The sequence below is a fragment of the Streptomyces gobiensis genome, from assembly GCF_021216675.1.
In the GTDB taxonomy this organism is placed as follows: domain Bacteria; phylum Actinomycetota; class Actinomycetes; order Streptomycetales; family Streptomycetaceae; genus Streptomyces; species Streptomyces gobiensis.
Genome location: NZ_CP086120.1, coordinates 4,163,310 through 4,183,170, shown reverse-complemented (window position 1 = coordinate 4,183,170; position 19,861 = coordinate 4,163,310). Strand labels below are relative to the sequence as shown.

Genomic DNA, 19,861 nt, shown 5'->3' with positions numbered 1-19,861 from the left:
GTATCACCGGCCAGGCGCTGTCAGCGCATCAGCACCCCCGCTGCCTCACTGGAGGCGATGCCCTCCGGTGGGGCCGCGGCCAGCCCCAGCTCCACGCCGCTGGCCAGCAGCGGGTGTGCGGGCAGGACGCGGACCGTATAGCCGAAGGGCCCCGTACGGTCCAGGGCGAGCGGCCCCTCGAAGAGCCAGCGGCCCGCCGGATCCGGGCCGCTGGTGGGCTTCAGCGGGACATGGACCGGATCGGTGATGGAATCGGAGGCGTCCACCCGGCCCGCGACCGCCTGCACCTCCACCTCGCGTGGCGCCAGCTCGCCCAGGGCGACCTGCACCCGGAGCGCCAGCGAGCCGCCCAGCTCGGCGGAGCCGATTCCGGAGTCGGCGGTCTCCACATGGTCGACGGCGACGTGCGGCCACTGGGCCCGGATACGTGCCTTCCAGTCGGCCAGCTCACCGGCGCTCTTGGCGTCCAGCTCCCGGTGCGCGAGGGCGGCTGGTGCGTACAGCCGCAGCACATAGTCGCGCACCATCCGGTCGGCGAGGACCTTGGGCCCCAGCCGGTCCAGTGTCTGCCGGACCATTTCCAGCCAGCGCTGCGGCCGCTCATAGAAGCACGGCGCGACGTGATCCTCCAGCAGCTCATAGAGCGCGGTCGCCTCAATGGCGTCACGCCGGTCGTCATCGGCCGCTCCGGACCCGTCGGCGGTAGGGATGGCCCAGCCGAAGTCCGGTTCGAACCACTCGTCCCACCAGCCGTCCAGGACGGACAGATTGAGACAGCCGTTGAGTGCTGCCTTCATGCCGGATGTCCCGCAGGCCTCAAGTGGCCGCAGCGGATTGTTGAGCCACACATCGCAGCCGGTGTAGAGCTTCTGCGCCATCGCCATCCCGTAGTCCGGCAGGAAGACGATCCGGTGCCGCACCTGAGGGTGGTCGGCGAAGCGCACCAGCTCCTGGATGAGCTTCTTGCCGCTGTCGTCGGCCGGATGTGCCTTGCCCGCGACAACCAGCTGAATCGGCTGCTCTGGGTGGCGCAGCAGCCGCATCAGCCGGTCGCGGTCGCGCAGCATCAGGGTGAGCCGCTTGTACGAGGGCACCCGCCGGGCGAAGCCGATGGTGAGGACATCGGGGTCCAGGACACCGTTGATCCAGCCGAGCTCGGCCCGGGCGGCGCCGCGCTGCCGCCAGGAGTCGTACAGCCGCTGCCGTACCTCCAGCACCAGCTGTTCGCGCAGGGTACGGCGGAGCTCCCACAGGTCGCTGTCCGGCAGCCGGGAGGTCCGCTCCGAGACCTCGGGGGCCACCCAGGTCGGTGCGTGTACGCCATTGGTGATGGAGGTGATAGGCACCTCGGCCGAGTCAAACCCTGGCCACAGCCCGGCGAACATCTCCCGGCTGACGGCGCCATGCAGCGTGGACACCCCGTTGGCGCGCTGAGCCAGTCGCAGACCCATCACGGCCATATTGAAGAGGTTGGGTTCCCCGCCCGGATAGGTCTCCATGCCCAGCCGCAGCACCTGCGCGACGTCGATGCCGGGCAGCTCCCCGTCTTCGCCGAAGTGCCGGGCGACCAGCTCGCGGTCAAAGCGGTCGATCCCGGCGGAGACCGGGGTGTGGGTCGTAAAGACCGTGCCCGCGCGCACGGCCTCCAGCGCGGCGTCAAAGCTCACGCCATAGCGGCTCAGCTCGCGGATGCGTTCCAGACCGAGGAAGCCGGCGTGCCCCTCGTTCGTATGGAACACCTCTGGCTCCGGGTGTCCGGTGATACGGCAGTACGCGCGCACCGCACGGACGCCGCCGATGCCGAGCAGCATCTCCTGGAGCAGCCGCTGCTCCCGGCCACCGCCGTAGAGCCGGTCGGTGACGCCACGCTCCGCCGAGGCGTTGTCCTCCACATCGGAGTCGAGCAGCAGCAGCGGCACCCGGCCGACCTGGGCCTGCCACACATAAGCGCGCAGGCGGCGGTCGCCGGGCAGCGTGAGTTCCACCTGAACGGGTGAACCACCGCCCTCGCGCATCAGCTCCAGCGGTAGCTCGTTGGGGTCGAGGACCGGATAGCGTTCCTGCTGCCAGCCATCGCGGGACAGCGACTGCCGGAAGTAGCCATGCCGGTAGAGCAGCCCGACCCCGATCAGCGGGACACCCAGATCGCTGGCGGCCTTGAGATGGTCCCCGGCGAGAATGCCAAGGCCGCCGGAGTACTGCGGCAGCGCCGCGGTGATGCCGAACTCGGGTGAGAAGTAGGCGATGGCCGCGGGCAGCTGATCGCCCGCGCTCTGATACCACCGCGGCTCGGACAGATAGTCGTGCAGATCCCCTATGCCCATGGCGAGCCGGCGCAGAAATCCACGGTCCCGGGCCAGCTGGGCCAGCCGGTTGGCCGATACGGAGCTCAGGAGCCGCACGGGGTCGCCTCCGGCCGCCCGCCACCCTTCCGGGTCGGCGTAGCGGAAAAGCTCACGAGTATCGGGGTGCCAGGACCAGCGCAGGTTGCGCGCCAGCTCGCTGAGCGGTCGTAGGGACTCAGGAAGGACGGGACGTACGGAAAAGCGACGAATGGCCTTCACCCCTCGAAGGTAGCGGTGGACGTTGGTCCGCTGGGTCCCTTCACTGTGTTTTCGACCCGTTTCCGTATGACTTCCACCCGCTGGACACACAAGGTACGTCGCGGGACGCCTCCGTTGTTCCGTAAGCGGCGATGTCTCAGCCGTGTCGCGGCGGAACCTCCGTCACCGAAATGACAGTTGACGGCAACGGCCACTCTCCGCAAGGTCTTCCTGATGGTTCCGGGCACCCGCCGCACGGCGGAGCCGGTCCGCGGATGCGCTCCCCCCTTGCCCCCCCCGCTTCACGTGTGCGCCCTTACGTACTAGTAGTTCACCCAATGCCTGATTGCCTGCCCCCGCGCAGTGGGCAGGCTCTCCCCCTGCGCCCCCTAGCGAGACCCCCAGCCGAGTGAACGCGGACAGGAGCGGTCATGCCTGCAACCAGCCAGTTGCCAGCGGAGCGGATACAAAGAACAAAACCCTACGTATCAACCCCAGGTGAGCCCATGATCGGTCGCATCCCCGTCCTGGACATCAAGCCGCTCGTCGACTGCGGGCGCCGCCCCGCGAAAGCCGTGGCGGGCGAGACCTTCCAGGTGTCCGCCACCATCTTCCGGGAAGGGCATGACGCGGTAGCGGCCAATGTGGTGCTGCGCGATCCCACCGGACGTGGCGGGCCCTGGCTTCCCATGCGGGAGCTCGTCCCCGGCACCGACCGCTGGGGCGCCGAGGTCACCCCGGAAACAGAAGGCCGCTGGACCTTCGCGATCGAGGCGTGGGGCGATCCGATCACGACCTGGCGCAGGCACGCCGCGATCAAGATCCCGGCCGACGTCGACACCGAGCTGACCCTCCGCGAAGGCGCTGAGCTGCATGAGCGCGCCGCCGCCGAGGTGCCCAAGAGCGAGGGCCGGGCCGTCGTACTGGACGCCGTGGACGCGCTGCGCGACAAGGGCCGCCCGGCCGCCATCCGGCTGGCCGCCGCGCTCGCCCCGGAGGTGACGGCCGTACTGGAGCGGCGTCCGCTGCGTGAGCTGGTCACCTGCTCCCGGGCGCTGCCGCTCCAAGTGGAGCGTAAACGCGCCCTGTTCGGCTCCTGGTATGAGCTGTTCCCGCGCTCCGAGGGTGCCGTCGTCAAGGAGGGCGAGCCGCCAGTCTCCGGCACTCTGCGTACCGCGGCCGAGCGGCTGCCCGCACTTGCCTCGATGGGCTTCGACGTGGTCTATCTGCCGCCGATCCACCCCATCGGCAATGCCTTCCGCAAGGGCCGTGACAACGCCCTTTCCGCGGGGCCGTATGACGTCGGCTGCCCCTGGGCCATCGGCTCCGGCGAGGGCGGCCATGACGCCATCCACCCGGATCTGGGCACCTTCGCCGACTTCGACTACTTCGTCAGCAAGGCCCGTACGCTGCGGATGGAGGTCGCCCTCGACTTCGCCCTCCAGTGCTCTCCTGACCACCCCTGGGTCAAGGAACACCCTGAGTGGTTCCACAAGCGGGCTGACGGAACGATCGCCTACGCCGAGAACCCGCCCAAGAAGTACCAGGACATCTACCCGATCGCCTTTGACACCGGCCCGGAGGTCTACCGTGGCCTGGTCGCCGAGACGCTGCGTGTGCTGCGTTTCTGGATGGAACGCGGTGTGCGTATCTTCCGCGTCGACAATCCGCACACCAAGCCGGTGGCGTTCTGGGAAAAGGTCATTGCCGACATCAACCGCGCCGACCCGGATGTCATCTTCCTCGCCGAGGCCTTCACCCGGCCCGCCATGATGCACACCCTGGCACGTGTCGGCTTCCAGCAGTCGTACACGTACTTCACCTGGCGCAACAGCAAGCAGGAGCTGACGGACTATCTCAGCGAGCTGGCCGGGGACGCGGCCGCCTATATGCGGCCCAACTTCTTTGTGAACACGCCCGACATTCTGCACGCGTATCTCCAGGGCGGCGGCCGTCCCGCCTTTGAGATCCGGGCCGTGCTCGCCGCCACCCTCTCCCCCAGCTGGGGTGTCTACTCCGGATATGAGCTGTGCGAGGCCACCCCCGTGCGGGCGGGCAGCGAGGAGTATCTGCACTCCGAGAAGTATGAGCTGCGCCCCCGCGACTGGGCCGCCGCCGAGCGCACCGGACGCTCCATCACCCCGCTCATCACCGCGCTCAACCGGCTGCGCCGCCGCCATCCGGCGCTGCAGCAGCTACGCGGGCTGCGCTTCCACCGTACGAACAACGAGCAGGTCATCGCCTACTCCAAGCGCAGCACCGAGCCCTACGCCGACTCGGTGCTGGTGGTGGTCAACCTCGATCCGCACCACACCCACGAAGCGACGGTGTCGTTGGACATGGCGGACCTCGGCCTCACCCCTGCGCAGGAAAGTGGCGCCGAACCCTTTCCGGTGCGCGATGAGCTCACCGGCGAGACCTACCACTGGGGCAGGGACAACTATGTGCGCCTGGAGCCCGGCTGTACTGATACGCAGCCTCTCCGGGCCCCGGCGCACATCTTCTCCCTGCGACCGTCCTCACCGACCGGAGGGTCACCCAACGATGAGCGTCAATGAGCCCGTCCCCGACACCTTTGAGGACACGCCCGCGAAGGACCTCGATCCAGAGTGGTTCAAGCGTGCGGTCTTCTATGAAGTCCTGGTCCGTTCCTTTCAGGACAGTAACGGCGACGGCATCGGCGATCTGAAAGGCCTCACCGCAAAGCTCGACTATCTGCAGTGGCTGGGCGTTGACTGCCTGTGGCTGCCGCCGTTCTTCAAGTCGCCACTCAAGGACGGCGGCTACGATGTGTCGGATTACACCTCGGTGCTCCCCGAGTTCGGCGATCTCGCCGACTTCGTGGAGTTCGTCGACTCCGCGCACCAGCGGGGCATGCGGGTCATCATCGACATGGTCATGAACCACACCAGCGATCAGCATGAGTGGTTCCAGGAGTCCCGCCGTGACCCGCAGGGTCCGTACGGCGACTACTACGTCTGGGCCGACGACGACAAGCAGTACGGGGACGCCCGGATCATCTTCGTGGATACGGAGGCGTCCAACTGGACCTTTGATCCGGTACGCAAGCAGTACTACTTCCACCGCTTCTTCTCGCACCAGCCGGATCTCAACTATGAGAACCCGGTGGTGCAGGAGGAAATGATTTCCGCCCTGCGGTTCTGGCTGGATCTGGGCATCGACGGCTTCCGGCTGGACGCGGTCCCGTATCTCTACGCCGAGGAGGGCACCAACTGCGAGAACCTTCCGCAGTCGCACGCTTTCCTCAAGCGGGTCCGCGCGGAGATCGACGCCCACTACCCGGACACCGTCCTGCTCGCCGAGGCCAATCAGTGGCCAGAGGATGTTGTCGACTACTTCGGCAGCTTCGACAAGGGCGGCGACGAGTGCCATATGGCGTTCCACTTCCCGGTCATGCCGCGCATCTTTATGGCGGTACGCCGGGAATCCCGCTACCCGGTCTCGGAAGTCCTCGCCAAGACCCCGGCTATTCCGTCCAGCTGTCAGTGGGGCATCTTCCTGCGCAACCATGACGAGCTGACGCTTGAAATGGTGACGGACGAAGAGCGTGACTACATGTACGCCGAGTACGCCAAGGATCCCCGGATGCGGGCCAATATCGGCATCCGGCGACGCCTCGCCCCGCTGCTCGACAATGACCGCAACCAGATTGAGCTCTTCACGGCCCTGCTGCTGTCACTGCCCGGCTCGCCGATCCTCTACTACGGCGACGAGATCGGCATGGGCGACAATATCTGGCTCGGCGACCGGGACGCGGTACGCACCCCGATGCAGTGGACGCCCGACCGTAACGCGGGCTTCTCCTCCTGCGATCCCGGGCGGCTCTTCCTGCCAGCGATCATGGACCCGGTCTACGGCTACCAGGTCACCAATGTGGAAGCGGCGATGAGCTCGCCCTCCTCACTGCTGCACTGGACGCGGCGGATGGTCGAGATCCGTAAGCAGAATCCGGCCTTCGGGCTGGGCGAGTACACCGAGCTGCAGTCATCGAACCCGGCGGTGCTCGCCTTCCTGCGCGAGTACCAGGACGACCTGGTGATGTGTGTGCACAACTTCTCCCGCTTCCCGCAACCCACCGAGCTGGATCTACGGGCCTGGGGCGGCCGGCACCCGGTGGAGCTGATCGGCGGCGTGCGCTTCCCGGCGATCGGCGAATGGCCGTATCTGCTGACCCTGGCGGGTCATGGCTTCTACTGGTTCCGCCTGCGGCACCAGCCGAGCCCGTAACGCCCTGCCGTCGGCCAGAGCGTTCGGCCGGGCAGGGGACCGTCCACCACAGTTGCCCAGCGGCCCGAGGTTTTACTCACGGGCCGCCCTGGGCACCCTACTAAGCACCCGTGCGGCCTAGCGCCCCGCCGCCGCACGGTCGATCTCCCCTCAACACGTCCCGCACAGCCGGACAGCCATTGCCGCAATCCGGGACACTCTGCGTACATTCGTGTACCCGGGGGAAGGACGCCATGACCGCTATGCCGGACAGCTCCTCGCCCCGCGTAGCCATGCATGAAACCAGCGAGACCGCGCTGCTGCACTCGCTGGCCCCCATGCTGATCCAGTGGCTGCCCCGGCAGCGATGGTTCGCCGGGAAGGGCAGCCCGGTCGACGACGTCACCCTCGTCGCGGCGACCGAGCTGCTGCCCTGCGCCAATGGCAGCGCCACCCCTGGCCTGCTCCATCTGCTGGTACAGGCCCACCAGCCGGACGCCAGCGACTGCTATCAACTGCTGCTCGGCGTACGTCCCGTACTGCCGCCCGGGCTCGCTCCCGCCCTCATCGGCCGACCCAGCGAAGGGCCCCTACGGGACCGCGCCATCTATGACGCGGTATCCGACCCCCGGCTCACGGCCCTCCTCCTGGAGCGGCTTCGCGCTCCCGGGCGCCTGGGCGCGCTGCGATTCGTCCGGCAGCCCGGCAGCGCCATCCCCTCCGGGCTGCGCCCCCGGCCGCTCAGGGCCGAGCAGTCCAACTCCTCAGTGATCTACGGCAATACGTACATCCTCAAGCTCTTCCGCCGGGTCAGCCCCGGCATCAACCCCGACCTGGAGCTGCCGCTGGCGCTGGCCCGCACCGGCTGTGTCCGGGTGCCCGAGCCCGTAGCGTGGTTTGAGGCACCGGCCACCGATCCCCTCACCCTCGGGGTTCTCCAGCCGTATCTGCCCGGTACGAGTGACGGCTGGCAGCTGGCCCTGCGCGCGCTGGCCAAGCGGGTCGACTTCACCGCGGCGGCCCGATCCCTGGGCCGCGCCACCGCCGAGGTACACACCGCCCTCGCCAGCGCGCTGCCCACATCCGCGCTGCCCGGCCCTCAGCTGGAAGCTCTGGCCATTGGTATGAACGACCGGCTGGAGGCCGCCGCCGAGAGCGTCCCGGCACTGCGCCCGTACCGCACCGGGCTGCGCCATGCCTTCGCCGCCGTGACCGATCTGGCCCGCTCCGGCCACGGCTGCCAGGTGCAGCGCATCCATGGCGATCTCCATCTCGGCCAGGTGCTGCGTGCGGCCACCGGCTCCGGCCGGGGCAGCCGCTGGACCCTCATCGACTTCGAGGGCGAACCGGCCAAGCCCCTCTCCGACCGCCGCCGCCCCCAGCCCGTACTCCGCGATATCGCCGGCATGCTCCGCTCCTTCGACTACGCCGCCTGTCAGCGCGGGGCCACCGACTGGTCCCGCGAATGGGCCGCCGCCAACCGCGCCGCCTACTGCGCCGGTTACGCCGACGCCGCCGGCACCGACCCGCGCGAACACGTGGCCCTGCTGCGCGCCTATGAAACGGACAAGGCCATCTACGAAGTCGTCTACGAGGCCCATCACCGCCCCACCTGGCTCCCCATCCCCCTCTCCGCCATCCGCCGCCTCGCCGAGCCCCCCAGGAGGCCCGCCCCGTGACCGCCCGCGCCGATCAGCCACCACCCGCCAAGAAGCCGTCATCCGCGCGCCCCGGCGACGCGACCACTCCCCCCGGCGACCGGGGCCCGCGACGAGCCGAACCGCTCGGGGACAGTGAGCGGCAGCGGCTGCTCACCGGAGCACACCACGATCCGCACGCTCTCCTCGGCGCGCACCCCGTGCGCGGCGGGGTGGCCTTCCGCGCGCTGCGGCCCTTCGCCACCGCCGTCACCGTTATCGCCAAGGGGCTGCGCGCGGAGCTGTACAGCGACGGCGACGGCCTCTTCTCCGGTGTCCTCCCGCTGGCGGAGATCCCGGAGTACCGGCTCCTGGTCTCGTACAGCGAGGACAACCAGACCGAAGTGGAGGACCCCTACCGCTTCCTCCCCGCGCTGGGCGAGCTCGATCTGCATCTGATCTCCGAGGGCCGCCATGAGCAGCTGTGGCACGCGCTGGGTGCCCACCCGATGGAGCATCAGGGCGTATCCGGCACCCGCTTTACCGTCTGGGCCCCCAGCGCCCAGGGGGTCAGGGTCGCCGGTGACTTCAACTACTGGGACGCCACGTCCTGCCCCATGCGGTCGCTGGGCTCCAGCGGGGTATGGGAGCTGTTCCTCCCCGGCATCGGCGACGGCGCCCTCTACAAGTACGACATCTGCTGCCCCGACGGCGGCCACACGCTGCGCGCCGACCCGGTGGCCAGCCGCACCGAGTGCCCGCCCGCCACCGCGTCGGTCGTGCACTCCTCCACATACGCCTGGGGTGACGCCGAATGGATGAAGCGCCGCGCCAAGCGCCCCGTCCACACCTCGCCCCTGTCCATCTACGAGGTGCATCTCGCCTCCTGGCGCCCCGGCCTGTCCTATCGGGAGCTGGCCGAGCAGCTCCCCAGCTATGTCAAGGATCTGGGCTTCACCCATGTAGAGCTGCTGCCGGTCGCCGAACATCCCTTCGGCGGCTCCTGGGGCTACCAGGTCACGGGCTTCTACGCGCCCACCGCCCGGCTGGGCCCCCCGGATGACTTCAAGTACCTCATCGACGCCTTTCACCAGGCGGGCATCGGCGTCCTGATGGACTGGGTTCCGGCGCACTTTCCCAAGGACGACTGGGCGCTCGCCCGCTTCGACGGCACCGCGCTCTATGAGCATCCGGACCCGCGCCGCGCCGAGCACCCCGACTGGGGCACGCTCGAATTCAACTACGGCCGTACCGAGGTCCGTAACTTCCTGGTCGCCAATGCCGTGCACTGGTGCGAGGAGTTCCATATCGATGGCCTGCGGGTTGACGCGGTGGCCTCCATGCTCTACCTCGACTATTCACGCGAGGACGGCGAGTGGAGCCCGAACGAGTACGGCGGCCGGGAAAATCTGGACGCGGTCTCCTTCCTCCAGGAGATGAACGCCACCGTCTACCGCCGCTGCCCCGGCGTCGTCACCATCGCCGAGGAGTCCACCGCCTGGGACGGCGTCACCCGCGCCACCCACCACATCGGCGCGGGCGGCTTCGGTGGCCTCGGCTTCGGCCTGAAGTGGAACATGGGCTGGATGCATGACTCCCTGGTGTACATCACCAAGGACCCGGTGCACCGCAAGTACCACCACGGCGAGATGACCTTCGCCATGATCTATGCCTACTCCGAGAACTATGTGCTGCCCATCTCGCACGATGAGGTGGTGCATGGAAAGCAGGCCCTGGTCTCCAAGATGCCCGGCGACTGGTGGCAGCGACGCGCCAACCACCGGGCGTATCTGGGCTTTATGTGGGCCCACCCGGGCAAACAGCTCCTCTTTATGGGCCAGGAGTTCGCCCAGGGCGCGGAGTGGGCCGAGTCGCACGGCCCGGACTGGTGGGTGCTGGACCCGTCCTACTCCGCCGAGCCGGACCACCGCGGCGTACGGGACCTGGTCCGCGACCTCAACACCACTTACCACGCCAACCCCGCGCTCTGGGAACGCGACAGCGACCCCGAGGGGTTCGCCTGGATCGACTCCCACGCGGCGGAGGACAATGTCTTCGCCTTCCTCCGCTTCGCCGCCGACGGCTCCCCGCTGGTCGCCGTCAGCAACTTCTCGCCCGTCGTCCGGCACGGCTACCGCCTGGGCGTCCCCAGCCACATCCCGGTGTGGCAGGAGGCCCTGAACACCGACGCGGCCCCTTACGGCGGCAGCGACATCCGTAACCGCGACCCCATCAAGACTGAGCCCACCCATTCCCAGGGCCGCCCCTCAAGCATCACCCTGACCCTCCCGCCCCTGGCCACGGTCTGGCTGATCCCTGCCTGACACCTGACACGCCGTCGTGGGGACGGCAGCACACGGCTCGCTCCGCTCGCGGCATCCCGCCGGTTGAGGCACGGTGGAAAGGACCTCAACCAGGGAGACCGCGATGAGCGAGCACACCTACCGGGTGACGGAAATCGTCGGCACCTCGCACGAGGGCTTGGATGCCGCGATCCGCAATGCCATCAGCCGCGCGTCACAGACGCTGCGCGGCCTCGACTGGTTCGAGGTGGCGCAGATCCGCGGCCACCTCGAAGACGGCCGGATCGCGCACTACCAGGTGGGCCTGAAGGTCGGCTTCCGGCTGGAAGACAGCGACTGACGTCCGAATAACATCAGAGCTCTTCGAGCTGCGCCCAGAAGTGCTCCACCACCTCATCGAGGTAGAGACGCCCGGCGTCCACCGAACCATTGGCCGTCTCGGTACTGGTGTCGATCCAGCTCAGCGACGAGAAGCTGCGCTTGTGGAACTCGTCGTTCAGCCGCTCCAGCACCCGCTCGACGGTGTCCTGGGGCACGGTCGGCAGCATTTTGCACAGCGGGCGGACATACGCCTGCCAGCGCACGCTGGCCGCGCTGCGCAGCATCTCCCGCAGCTGGGCGTTCTTGCCGGTGAGCTCCATATACGCGCGCAAGGAAAGCTTCAGGGCCTCCGCAAGCTCGGTTGCCTGCCGGTCGTTGCCGGTCCACTCCCCGGTCTGCTCGATCCGCTCGTACTGCGGCGAGGGCATCCCGATCCGCAGCGCCAGATCGGAGGGGGCGAATCCGCTCGCAAGCCGGTACTCACGCAGGCTTCGCGGGGTGCCGAGGAGGTCACTCGGGGCGCACCACAGCGCACCGGCCAGCGCGGTCAGCTCGACCTCGGTCGGTGATTCTTCCTGGAGTTCCCAAGCGGCGATCTTTGCCGGGCTGATCTGCAGCCCGAAGGCCGCCCACATGCCGTAGGCGACATGGGCGGGTGTCATACCGAGAGAGTCCCGCAGCCGCCGCGCTGCCGCGGCGTCGAAAGGCGGTCGTTCTTGCATTCACACACGTTATGGCCGGTGACTCCCGGTAACCCACCGTACGTTCACCCAAAGCTGGGAATCGTAGGAAGCTCCAGGACCCTGGTCCTCATCACCAAGGTCTGCCCGGCTCAATGGTCTAGATCATAAGGGAAATCCCCTGTTAGCCCTTGATCGCCCCGCCCAGAGCGAAGCCACCACCGAGCCGACGCGCGCGAGCTGACCGTAGACCACTGTGCCGGTGTTACCGAAGAAGGTGAAGATGCTGACCGAGGCGGGAATCCGATGCGGGGAAACAGCAGCATGAAGGGGACAAAGAAATTTCCCTACATAGCCACAAACGAGAAGATCGTCACGACCACCACACCGGGCCCCATCAGCGGCCCTGACACCATGTGGGACGGACTAGGGGCCTGTCCCCGACGGCGGCCGGGTGATCGATCATCTGGGGCTGTCTGCGACCGTTAAGAACAGAACAGCGACAGTGACCAGGGCCCGTGCCACATTCCCGAGCACACCGGTTACAGCCAAGTGGCCGCAATGTTTCGGGAGGATGGTCATGGCAATCGACACCCAGCGCGTCGAGGCCCAGGCACGGGTCTCGACCGGTCCCCGGCCGGGTGCGGACCAATCCAGTCTGCCGCAGCGGCGGATATGGCTCGGCCGTGTCCTGGCGCCCGTACTCGCGCTCGCGACGTATTTCCTGTTGCCCCAGGATGACGCCCTGTCCACTCCGGCCCGGACCACGGCCGCTGTGGTCGTCCTGGTGGCGGTGTGGTGGATGACCGAGGCGCTGCCGCTGGCCGTGACGTCGCTGGTGCCCATCGTGGCGTTCCCTCTGCTCGGCGTGCTCGCCGTCGACGAGGCGACCGCGCCCTACGCACACCCCACGGTCTTCCTCTTCCTGGGCGGCTTTGTGATCGCGCTGGCCATGCAGAAGTGGAATCTGCATAAGCGGATCGCGCTGCTGACCATGCGGGCGATTGGCACCAAGCCCCGGCAGCTGGTGCTGGGGGTCATGATCGCCACGGCGTTTCTCAGCATGTGGGTGAGCAATACGGCCACCACGCTGATGATGCTGCCGATTGGCACCAGCGTGCTGGCACTCGTCATCGCCAAGCGGAGTGGTGGGACGGGTGAAGCTGGTGAAGCTGGTGAGGCCAGCGGGCCGGTGTCCGAGATGGCGGAGGACAAGGACACCAAGAACTTCGCCACCGGTCTGATGCTGGCCATCGCCTTCGCCGCCACCATCGGCGGTCTGGCCACCCTCATCGGCAGCCCACCGAACCTCATCATGTCCGGCTTTGTGGAGCAGAACTACGGCATCACCATCAGCTTCGCGGACTGGATGAAGCTCGGCGTGCCCCTCTCCGCCATCTTCCTCGTCCTCGCCTGGCTCCTTCTGACCCGGGTCGTCTACCCGACCAAGCTCACCGATGTGGTCGGGGGCAGGAAGGTCATCCAGGAGGAGATCGACAAGCTGGGCAGGGTCTCCCGAGGCGAGTGGAATGTGCTCGCCGTCTTTGTCGGCGCCGCTCTGCTGTGGGTGTTCAAGGAACCGATCACCGGCTGGTCCGCACTGACCTCGGCGCTGCCGTTCATGGGCAACCTCTCCGATCAAGCCGTCGCCATCGGCGCCGTGCTCCTCCTCTTCCTCATCCCCGTCTCCGTCAAGAAGGGGATACAGACCATGGACTGGCGTACCGCGCAGTCCGGCATCCCGTGGGGTGTGCTGCTGCTCTTCGGCGGCGGTCTGAGCCTGGCCAAGGCCGTGCAGGACACGAAGCTCAGCGACTGGATCGGCACCAGGATGGGCGGCCTCGGCACGCTCCCCACCGTGCTGCTGATCGGTGCGGTCTGCCTGATCATCCTGATGCTGACCGAGCTCACCAGCAACACCGCCACCGCGTCGACCTTCCTGCCGGTGCTCGGCGGGGTGGCCGTCGGTATCGGGCTTGACCCGCTGCTCCTGCTCGCTCCTGCGGCGCTCGCGGCCACCTGCAGCTTTATGCTCCCGGTCGGCACCCCGCCGAACGCCATCGTATTCGGGTCCGGCTATGTGACCATGCCGCAGATGGTGCGGGCGGGACTCTGGCTCAACCTGATCGGGGTCGTACTCATTACCGCGATGGTGATGCTGCTCGGCGGCTGGGCGATGGGCATCAGCTTCTGATGCCCGGTTCTTGATCCCCACGGCCCCGGCCTGACCTGCGAGAATCCCTGATATGCGAAATCGGCTGAGCCTGGCACAACAGCTCTTTGTGCTTCAGCTCGCGGTGATTCTTCTCCTGGTCGGGTCCGGAGTCGTCCTGGTGGTCCTGGAAGCGCGCCGGGACAGCCGGGCGGACGCCGGGCATCAGGTGCTCACCCTCTCCTCCGGCCTCGCCCAACTCCCCGAGGTCCGCAGCGCCTTCACCGAACCGGAGCCCACACATACGCTTCAGCCGCTCGCCGAGTCGGTACGGAAGGCCACCGGCACCGACTTCATTGTCTTTATGGCGACCGACCGGACCCGCTACTCCCACCCCAATCCGGAGGTGCTCGGCGAGAAGTTCATCGGCACTATCGAACCCTCGCTGCGGGGGGAGAGATTCACCGAGTCCTATGAGGGGACGCTGGGCCCGTCAGTACGGGCTGTGGTGCCGGTCGAGACGGCGGACGGTCAGCTGCTCGGGCTGGTCTCGATCGGGATTCTGCAGGAGCAGATCGGGGATGAGGTGCGGCGGCGTATTGTCCCGGTGGCGGTCGTATCGACGGTGGCGCTGCTGGTGGCCGGAGCGGGATCGTGGGCAATCAGCCGACGCCTCCGGCGGCAGACACTGGGGCTGGGGGCCGCCGAGATCAGCCGACTGTACGAGCACCATGACGCCGTACTGCGCAATGTGCGCGAAGGACTGCTCATCATGGATCCGGGTGGCGGGCTCACCCTCGCCAATGATGAGGCGCGTCGGCTGCTGGGGCTGCCCGAGCACCCAGAGGGCCGCCCGGTGCGGGAGCTGGGGGTGGCCGAGCCGCTGAGCGGTCGCTTGGGCTCTGGCGAGCCGGTCCACGATGAGCTGTGCGTATACGGCGACCGGGTGCTCGTGGTGAACCAGGAACGTATTGAGAAGGACGGCCGCCCGCTGGGCACCGTCACCACACTGCGCGACCACACCGAGCTGGAGTCGCTGGCCGGGGAGCTGGACTCGGTGCGTGGCTTCGCCGAGGCGCTGCGTTCCCAGGCGCATGAGTCGGCGAACCGGTTGCACACCGTGGTCACCATGATTGAGCTGGGACGCCCGCAGGAGGCGGTGGAGTTCGCCACCGTGGAGCTGGCCTCCGCGCAGGAACTCGCCGACCGGCTGACCAGCGAGGTCGAGGAACCCGCGCTCGCCGCGCTGCTGCTGGGAAAGGCGGCGCAGGCCGCCGAGCGGGGCGTTGAGCTGACCGTCACTGAGGACACCGCGGTGGCGGAGACGGACGTCGACGCGCGGGACTTGGTGACGCTGGTGGGCAATCTGGTGGACAACGCGATTGACGCGGCGCTGGCCGGTGAGCCGCCCCGGAGGGTGTCGGTCACGGCCCGCACCGAGGAGGATGGCGCGCTGCTGGTCCGGGTGGCCGATTCGGGCCGGGGTGTGGACAGCGCGAACCTTGACGCGATGTTCACCAGGGGCTGGTCCACAAAGCGCGCTGAGGGGGCACATGGCCGGGGGCTCGGGCTCGCCCTCGTCAAACAGGTGATCAACCGCTATGACGGCGAGGTCGACGTGAACAGCGGCGACGGTGCCGTCTTCACCGTGCGGCTACGGAGGCGATGAGTCGTGATCAGGACGCTGGTCGTCGAGGACGACCCCCGGATCGCGGGCGCCCACACGCAGTTTGTTGAGCGGGTGCCGGGCTTTGTCGCCGTTGGCACCGTCCACCGGGGCGCGGAGGCGCTGGAATTTCTTGACAGGCAGTCGGTGGATCTGGTGCTGCTGGACTTCTATCTGCCCGATATGACCGGTCTTGATGTCTGCCGTGGGCTGCGTGCCCGGGGCCATCTGACGGATGTCATCGCGATCACCTCGGCACGTGATGTGGACGTCGTACGGTCCGTGGTGGCCCATGGGGTGGTGCAGTATCTGCTGAAGCCGTTCACGTTCGCCGCGTTCCGCGACAAGCTTGAGCGCTACGCCGACTACCGTCGTCAGCTGGTCTTCCATGGTGAGGCGACGGCCCAGCAGGATGTTGACCGCGCCTTCGCGGCGCTGCGGGGCAGTGTCGGCGGACCGCTGCCGAAGGGGATGAGCAATCAGACGCTGGAGGCCGTTGTTGACCATCTGCGGCAGGAGGCGCCGCAGGGGCTCTCCGCGAGTCAGGTGGGCGAGCGGATTGGGGCTTCCCGGGTGACGGCACGGCGCTATCTGGAACATCTGGCTGAGCGCGGGCTGGTGGAGCGGGCGCCCCGCTATGGCGGCCAGGGCCGCCCGGAGCACCTCTATCACTGGGGGCGCCGCGGGTGACCCCCGCCCGGGGGGCTTTCCCCCAACCCGCCCCCAGCTACCTCCCCCAGACTCCGTCTGGGAGGTGCCCCCAGGAGGTGCCCCCACCTTCCCGGAACCGGGGGCTCCGCCCCGGGCCCCGGTTCTTCGGGTGCAAGCCGGTGGCCGGTGTTGTGCCCACCAAGCGTCGCGAGCTCCGCCCCGGGGTGGGCCGGAGCGTCGTGGCTGGCGTGGGTGGGTGGTTGCGTAGCAGGGTGGACCCACGCCCCTCGCGGGGCTGGGGGCACCTCCCAGCGTTAGCTGGGGGAGAGTGCCCACAACATGTGGGGTCAGAAGACCGCTTCGGTTTCGTCCATGCGGTTCTGGGGGACCGTCTTGAGTTCGCGGGTGGCGTCCGCGAGGGGCGCCAGGACGATGTCCGTGCCGCGCAGGGCGGTCATCATGCCGAAGTCGCCGCGGTGCGCGGCCTCCACCGCGTGCCAGCCGAAGCGGGTGGCGAGCACCCGGTCGTACGCGGTCGGGGTGCCGCCGCGCTGCACATGGCCCAGGATGACCGGCCGGGCCTCCTTGCCGAGGCGGTGTTCCAGCTCGTTCGCGAGCCGGTTCCCGATGCCGGCGAAGCGCTCATGGCCGTACTGGTCGATCTCACCGTGCTCGTACGGCATCGAGCCCTCCGCCGGGCGCGCGCCCTCCGCGACACACACGACCGCGAACTTCTTGCCGCGGGAGAAGCGCTCCTCGACCATCTTGCACAGATCGTCGACCTCAAAGGGCCGCTCGGGAAGGCAGATGCCGTGTGCGCCGCTGGCCATGCCCGCCTCCAGGGCGATCCAGCCCGCGTGGCGGCCCATGACCTCGACGACCATCACCCGCTGGTGGGACTCGGCGGTGGTCTTGAGCCGGTCGATGGCCTCGGTCGCCACGCCCACGGCCGTATCGAAGCCGAAGGTGCGGTCGGTCGCGGAGATGTCGTTGTCGATCGTCTTCGGGACACCGACGACCGGAAGCCCGGCCTCGGAGAGCATGTTCGCGGCGGTGAGGGTGCCCTCGCCACCGATCGGGATGAGCGCGTCAATCTTGAGGCGGCCCAGCAGCTCCTCGCTGTTGTCGCAGGCCTCGCGCAGCCGGTCGCGCTCCAGCCGGGCCGAGCCCAGAATCGTGCCGCCCCGGGCGAGGATGCCGCTGACGGAGTTGAGGTCGAGCTCGCGGTAACGGCCGTCGAGCAGACCCTTGAAGCCGTCTTCAAAGCCGATGACCTCATCGCCGCGATCCACCACGGCACGGTGCACGACCGATCGGATGACGGCGTTCAGGCCGGGGCAGTCGCCGCCGGCGGTGAGGACTCCGATGCGCATGCTGATCGCTACTCCTGATCGGGGACGGTCCGATTGAGCCGGGGGGATTGTTTCACGTCTTGAACGCGGCCCAGAACGGCTCACCCACCATGCTGATGCCTGGCGCGCGACTTATCCAGACGCGCAGGTATTGTCAAGGGGGTAGTCGTATCAATGACGGAAGCTTTGCAGGCAGAGGGAGAGAGCACGCGTGACGCGCAGCGTGTACGTAACCGGCATTGGCCGCGGTGACGGTCGGCAGGTGGTCGAGCTGGGGGTCATGGAGCTGCTGACCCGCCGAATCGACCGGGTGGGGGTGTTCCGTCCGCTCGCCCACGATGCCCCGGATCCGCTGCTGGATCTGCTGCGCAGCCGTTACCGGCTGGTCCAGCCGCCGGGCAGCATGGTCGGTCTCCGCTATGACGAAGCCGCCGTACTGCAGGCGGAGAAGGGCACCGACGAGCTGATATCTCAGCTCGTCGACTGCTTTCACGGGGTCGCCAAGGACTATGAGGCCGTCCTCGTCCTGGGCACCGACTACGCCGATACGGGCCTCCCCGCCGAGCTGGCACTCAACGCCCGGATCGCCAATGAGCTCGGCGCGGCCGTCCTGCCCGTGGTGGCCGGGCTCGACCAGAGCGCCGACTCGGTGGTGGCCGACGTACGCAACGCCCACCATGCCTTCACCTCGCTCGGCTGTGAGGTGATCGCCATGGTCGCCAACCGGGTGCGGGACAGCCATGCCGCCGAGGCCGCCCGGGCACTCGGCCACCATCTGCCGGAGCCGGTCTACGTACTGCCCGAAGAGCCCGCGCTCGCCGCGCCGACCGTTCAGCAGGTCGTCGATGAGCTCGGTGCCGAGGTGCTGCTGGGAGACCCGGCCGGGCTGGCCCGGGACTGCCGTAACTTCGTCTTCGGCGGTGCGATGCTGCCGACGTTCCTGCCCGCCCTCACCGAGGGCTGCCTGGTGATGACGCCGGGGGACCGCGCCGACCTGATCATCGGGTCGCTGGCCGCGCACTCCGCGGGCGCCCCGCCCATCGCGGGTGTGCTGCTCACCCTGGACCAGCGCCCCGGTGACGAGACCATGGCGCTCGCCGCCCGGCTCGCCCCCGGCACCCCGGTGCTGGCGGTGCCCAGCGGCTCCTTCCCGACCGCCGCCGAACTCTTCGCCCTGGAGGGCAAGCTCAACGCGACCAACCCGCGTAAGGCGGAGATCGCGCTGGGCCTGTTTGAGTCGCACATTGACTCCAAGCAGCTCACCGAGCGGCTGGCGGTCGTACAGAGCGACCGGGTCACCCCGATGATGTTCGAGCATGAGCTGATCGAACGCTCCCGGTCCGTCCGGCGCAATGTGGTGCTCCCCGAGGGCACCGAGGAGCGGGTGCTACGCGCCGCCGAGGTACTGCTGCGCCGCAACATCTGCAATCTCACGCTGCTGGGTGAGGACGCCGCGGTCCGTAAGCGCGCCGCCGATCTGGGCGTCAACCTCAATCTGCTCGGTCCCGATGAGATCGCCGAGGGCCCCGGGGCGACCGCGCGTGTCGTCGACCCGGCCACCTCGCCGCTGCGCGAGCGCTTCGCCGAGCTGTACGCCAAGCTCCGTGCACACAAGGGCGCCACCTATGAGCTGGCCTACGACGTCGTCGCAGATGTCTCCTACTTCGGCACCCTGATGGTGCAGGAGGGCCTGGCCGACGGCATGGTCTCCGGCGCGGTGCACTCCACCGCCGCAACCATCCGTCCCGCCTTCGAGATCATCAAGACCAAACCGGAGGCGTCGATCGTCTCCTCGGTCTTCTTTATGTGCCTGTCCGACAAGGTCCTGGTCTACGGCGACTGCGCGGTCAACCCGGACCCGAACGCGGAGCAGCTGGCCGATATCGCCATCCAGTCGGCGGCGACCGCCGCACACTTCGGTGTGGAGCCGCGGATCGCGATGCTGTCCTACTCCACCGGTACGTCCGGTACGGGCGCGGATGTGGACAAGGTGCGGCAGGCCACCGAGCTGGTACGCCAGCACCGCCCGGATCTGCTGGTGGACGGCCCGATCCAGTACGACGCCGCCGTTGAGCCGTCCGTCGCGGCCACCAAGCTGCCGGGGTCACCGGTCGCCGGGCAGGCCACCGTGCTGGTCTTCCCCGATCTCAACACCGGCAACAACACCTATAAGGCCGTACAGCGCTCGGCCGGTGCCGTCGCCGTCGGCCCGGTCATGCAGGGCCTGCGTAAGCCGGTCAACGACCTTTCGCGTGGCGCACTGGTCCAGGACATCGTCAACACCGTGGCGATCACCGCCATCCAGGCCCAGGAAAGGGGCGTGTGAAGC

The 19,861-nt window shown here is 68.2% G+C and carries 12 protein-coding genes and 1 pseudogene; 9 read left to right on the top strand and 4 right to left on the bottom strand.

Annotation, left to right across the window (positions count from 1 at the left end):
* Positions 1–20 precede the first annotated feature (20 nt).
* Positions 21–2,564 carry an alpha-glucan family phosphorylase gene (gene glgP / locus test1122_RS19605; protein ID WP_232270472.1) on the bottom strand — a complete coding sequence of 848 codons (2,544 nt, stop codon included), beginning with the start codon at positions 2,562–2,564 and terminating at the stop codon, positions 21–23.
* A gap of 485 nt (positions 2,565–3,049) precedes the next feature.
* Between glgP and test1122_RS19600 the strand changes: the two genes are divergently transcribed.
* The 5 genes from test1122_RS19600 (at position 3,050) to test1122_RS19580 (ending at position 11,050) form a co-directional block, all read left to right on the top strand.
* Entirely contained in the window at positions 3,050–5,101 is a 2,052-nt protein-coding gene (locus test1122_RS19600) for an alpha-1,4-glucan--maltose-1-phosphate maltosyltransferase (protein ID WP_232270471.1), read from the top strand.
* Positions 5,088–6,791, top strand: a complete 1,704-nt coding sequence (treS, locus tag test1122_RS19595; protein WP_232270470.1) for a maltose alpha-D-glucosyltransferase — start codon at positions 5,088–5,090, stop codon at positions 6,789–6,791. Before test1122_RS19600 ends, treS begins: the two co-directional genes overlap by 14 nt.
* Before the next feature lie 242 nt (positions 6,792–7,033).
* Entirely contained in the window at positions 7,034–8,449 is a 1,416-nt protein-coding gene (locus test1122_RS19590) for a maltokinase N-terminal cap-like domain-containing protein (protein ID WP_232271994.1), read from the top strand.
* Positions 8,446–10,731 (top strand): 1,4-alpha-glucan branching enzyme, encoded by a 2,286-nt coding sequence (gene glgB, locus test1122_RS19585; protein WP_422397016.1) that lies wholly within the window; start codon positions 8,446–8,448, stop codon positions 10,729–10,731. Before test1122_RS19590 ends, glgB begins: the two co-directional genes overlap by 4 nt.
* Before the next feature lie 103 nt (positions 10,732–10,834).
* Positions 10,835–11,050, top strand: coding sequence for a dodecin (locus test1122_RS19580; RefSeq protein WP_232270469.1), 216 nt, complete (start codon positions 10,835–10,837; stop codon positions 11,048–11,050).
* 13 nt (positions 11,051–11,063) lie between these two features.
* On the opposite strand, the gene test1122_RS19575 is transcribed toward test1122_RS19580, so the two are convergent.
* Positions 11,064–11,753: a helix-turn-helix domain-containing protein gene (locus tag test1122_RS19575; RefSeq protein ID WP_232270468.1), complete on the bottom strand. Its 690-nt coding sequence runs from the start codon at positions 11,751–11,753 to the stop codon at positions 11,064–11,066.
* Positions 11,754–11,895: 142 nt separating this feature from the next.
* Positions 11,896–12,115 (bottom strand): annotated as a pseudogene (locus tag test1122_RS19570) (carbohydrate ABC transporter permease); the annotation flags it as partial.
* A 176-nt stretch (positions 12,116–12,291) separates the two neighbouring features.
* Here test1122_RS19570 and test1122_RS19565 point away from each other — a divergent pair.
* Genes test1122_RS19565 through test1122_RS19555 form a run of 3 tightly spaced genes read left to right on the top strand, consistent with a single transcriptional unit; the run spans position 12,292 to position 16,219 of the window.
* Entirely contained in the window at positions 12,292–13,905 is a 1,614-nt protein-coding gene (locus test1122_RS19565) for an SLC13 family permease (protein ID WP_232270467.1), read from the top strand.
* Between the two features lie 52 nt (positions 13,906–13,957).
* Entirely contained in the window at positions 13,958–15,532 is a 1,575-nt protein-coding gene (locus test1122_RS19560) for a sensor histidine kinase (RefSeq protein WP_232270466.1), read from the top strand.
* Positions 15,533–15,535: 3 nt separating this feature from the next.
* Positions 15,536–16,219 carry a response regulator gene (locus tag test1122_RS19555; protein ID WP_232270465.1) on the top strand — a complete coding sequence of 228 codons (684 nt, stop codon included), beginning with the start codon at positions 15,536–15,538 and terminating at the stop codon, positions 16,217–16,219.
* A gap of 308 nt (positions 16,220–16,527) precedes the next feature.
* On the opposite strand, the gene test1122_RS19550 is transcribed toward test1122_RS19555, so the two are convergent.
* Positions 16,528–17,553 (bottom strand): ATP-dependent 6-phosphofructokinase, encoded by a 1,026-nt coding sequence (locus tag test1122_RS19550; protein ID WP_232270464.1) that lies wholly within the window; start codon positions 17,551–17,553, stop codon positions 16,528–16,530.
* Between the two features lie 190 nt (positions 17,554–17,743).
* Here test1122_RS19550 and pta point away from each other — a divergent pair, with 190 nt between their 5' ends.
* On the top strand, positions 17,744–19,858 hold the full coding sequence (pta, locus tag test1122_RS19545; protein WP_232270463.1) for a phosphate acetyltransferase: 2,115 nt from the start codon (positions 17,744–17,746) through the stop codon (positions 19,856–19,858).
* Positions 19,859–19,861: the final 3 nt, after the last annotated feature.

What these genes read in the sequence shown, in the direction of transcription:
- test1122_RS19565 (WP_232270467.1), top strand. Translation starts at nt 12,292, where the DNA reads ATGGCAATCGACACCCAGCGCGTCGAGGCCCAGGCACGGGTCTCGACC.
- test1122_RS19550 (WP_232270464.1), bottom strand. Translation starts at nt 17,553, where the DNA reads ATGCGCATCGGAGTCCTCACCGCCGGCGGCGACTGCCCCGGCCTGAAC.
- test1122_RS19560 (WP_232270466.1), top strand. Translation starts at nt 13,958, where the DNA reads ATGCGAAATCGGCTGAGCCTGGCACAACAGCTCTTTGTGCTTCAGCTC.
- test1122_RS19600 (WP_232270471.1), top strand. Translation starts at nt 3,050, where the DNA reads ATGATCGGTCGCATCCCCGTCCTGGACATCAAGCCGCTCGTCGACTGC.
- treS (WP_232270470.1), top strand. Translation starts at nt 5,088, where the DNA reads ATGAGCGTCAATGAGCCCGTCCCCGACACCTTTGAGGACACGCCCGCG.
- test1122_RS19590 (WP_232271994.1), top strand. Translation starts at nt 7,034, where the DNA reads ATGCCGGACAGCTCCTCGCCCCGCGTAGCCATGCATGAAACCAGCGAG.
- test1122_RS19575 (WP_232270468.1), bottom strand. Translation starts at nt 11,753, where the DNA reads ATGCAAGAACGACCGCCTTTCGACGCCGCGGCAGCGCGGCGGCTGCGG.
- test1122_RS19580 (WP_232270469.1), top strand. Translation starts at nt 10,835, where the DNA reads ATGAGCGAGCACACCTACCGGGTGACGGAAATCGTCGGCACCTCGCAC.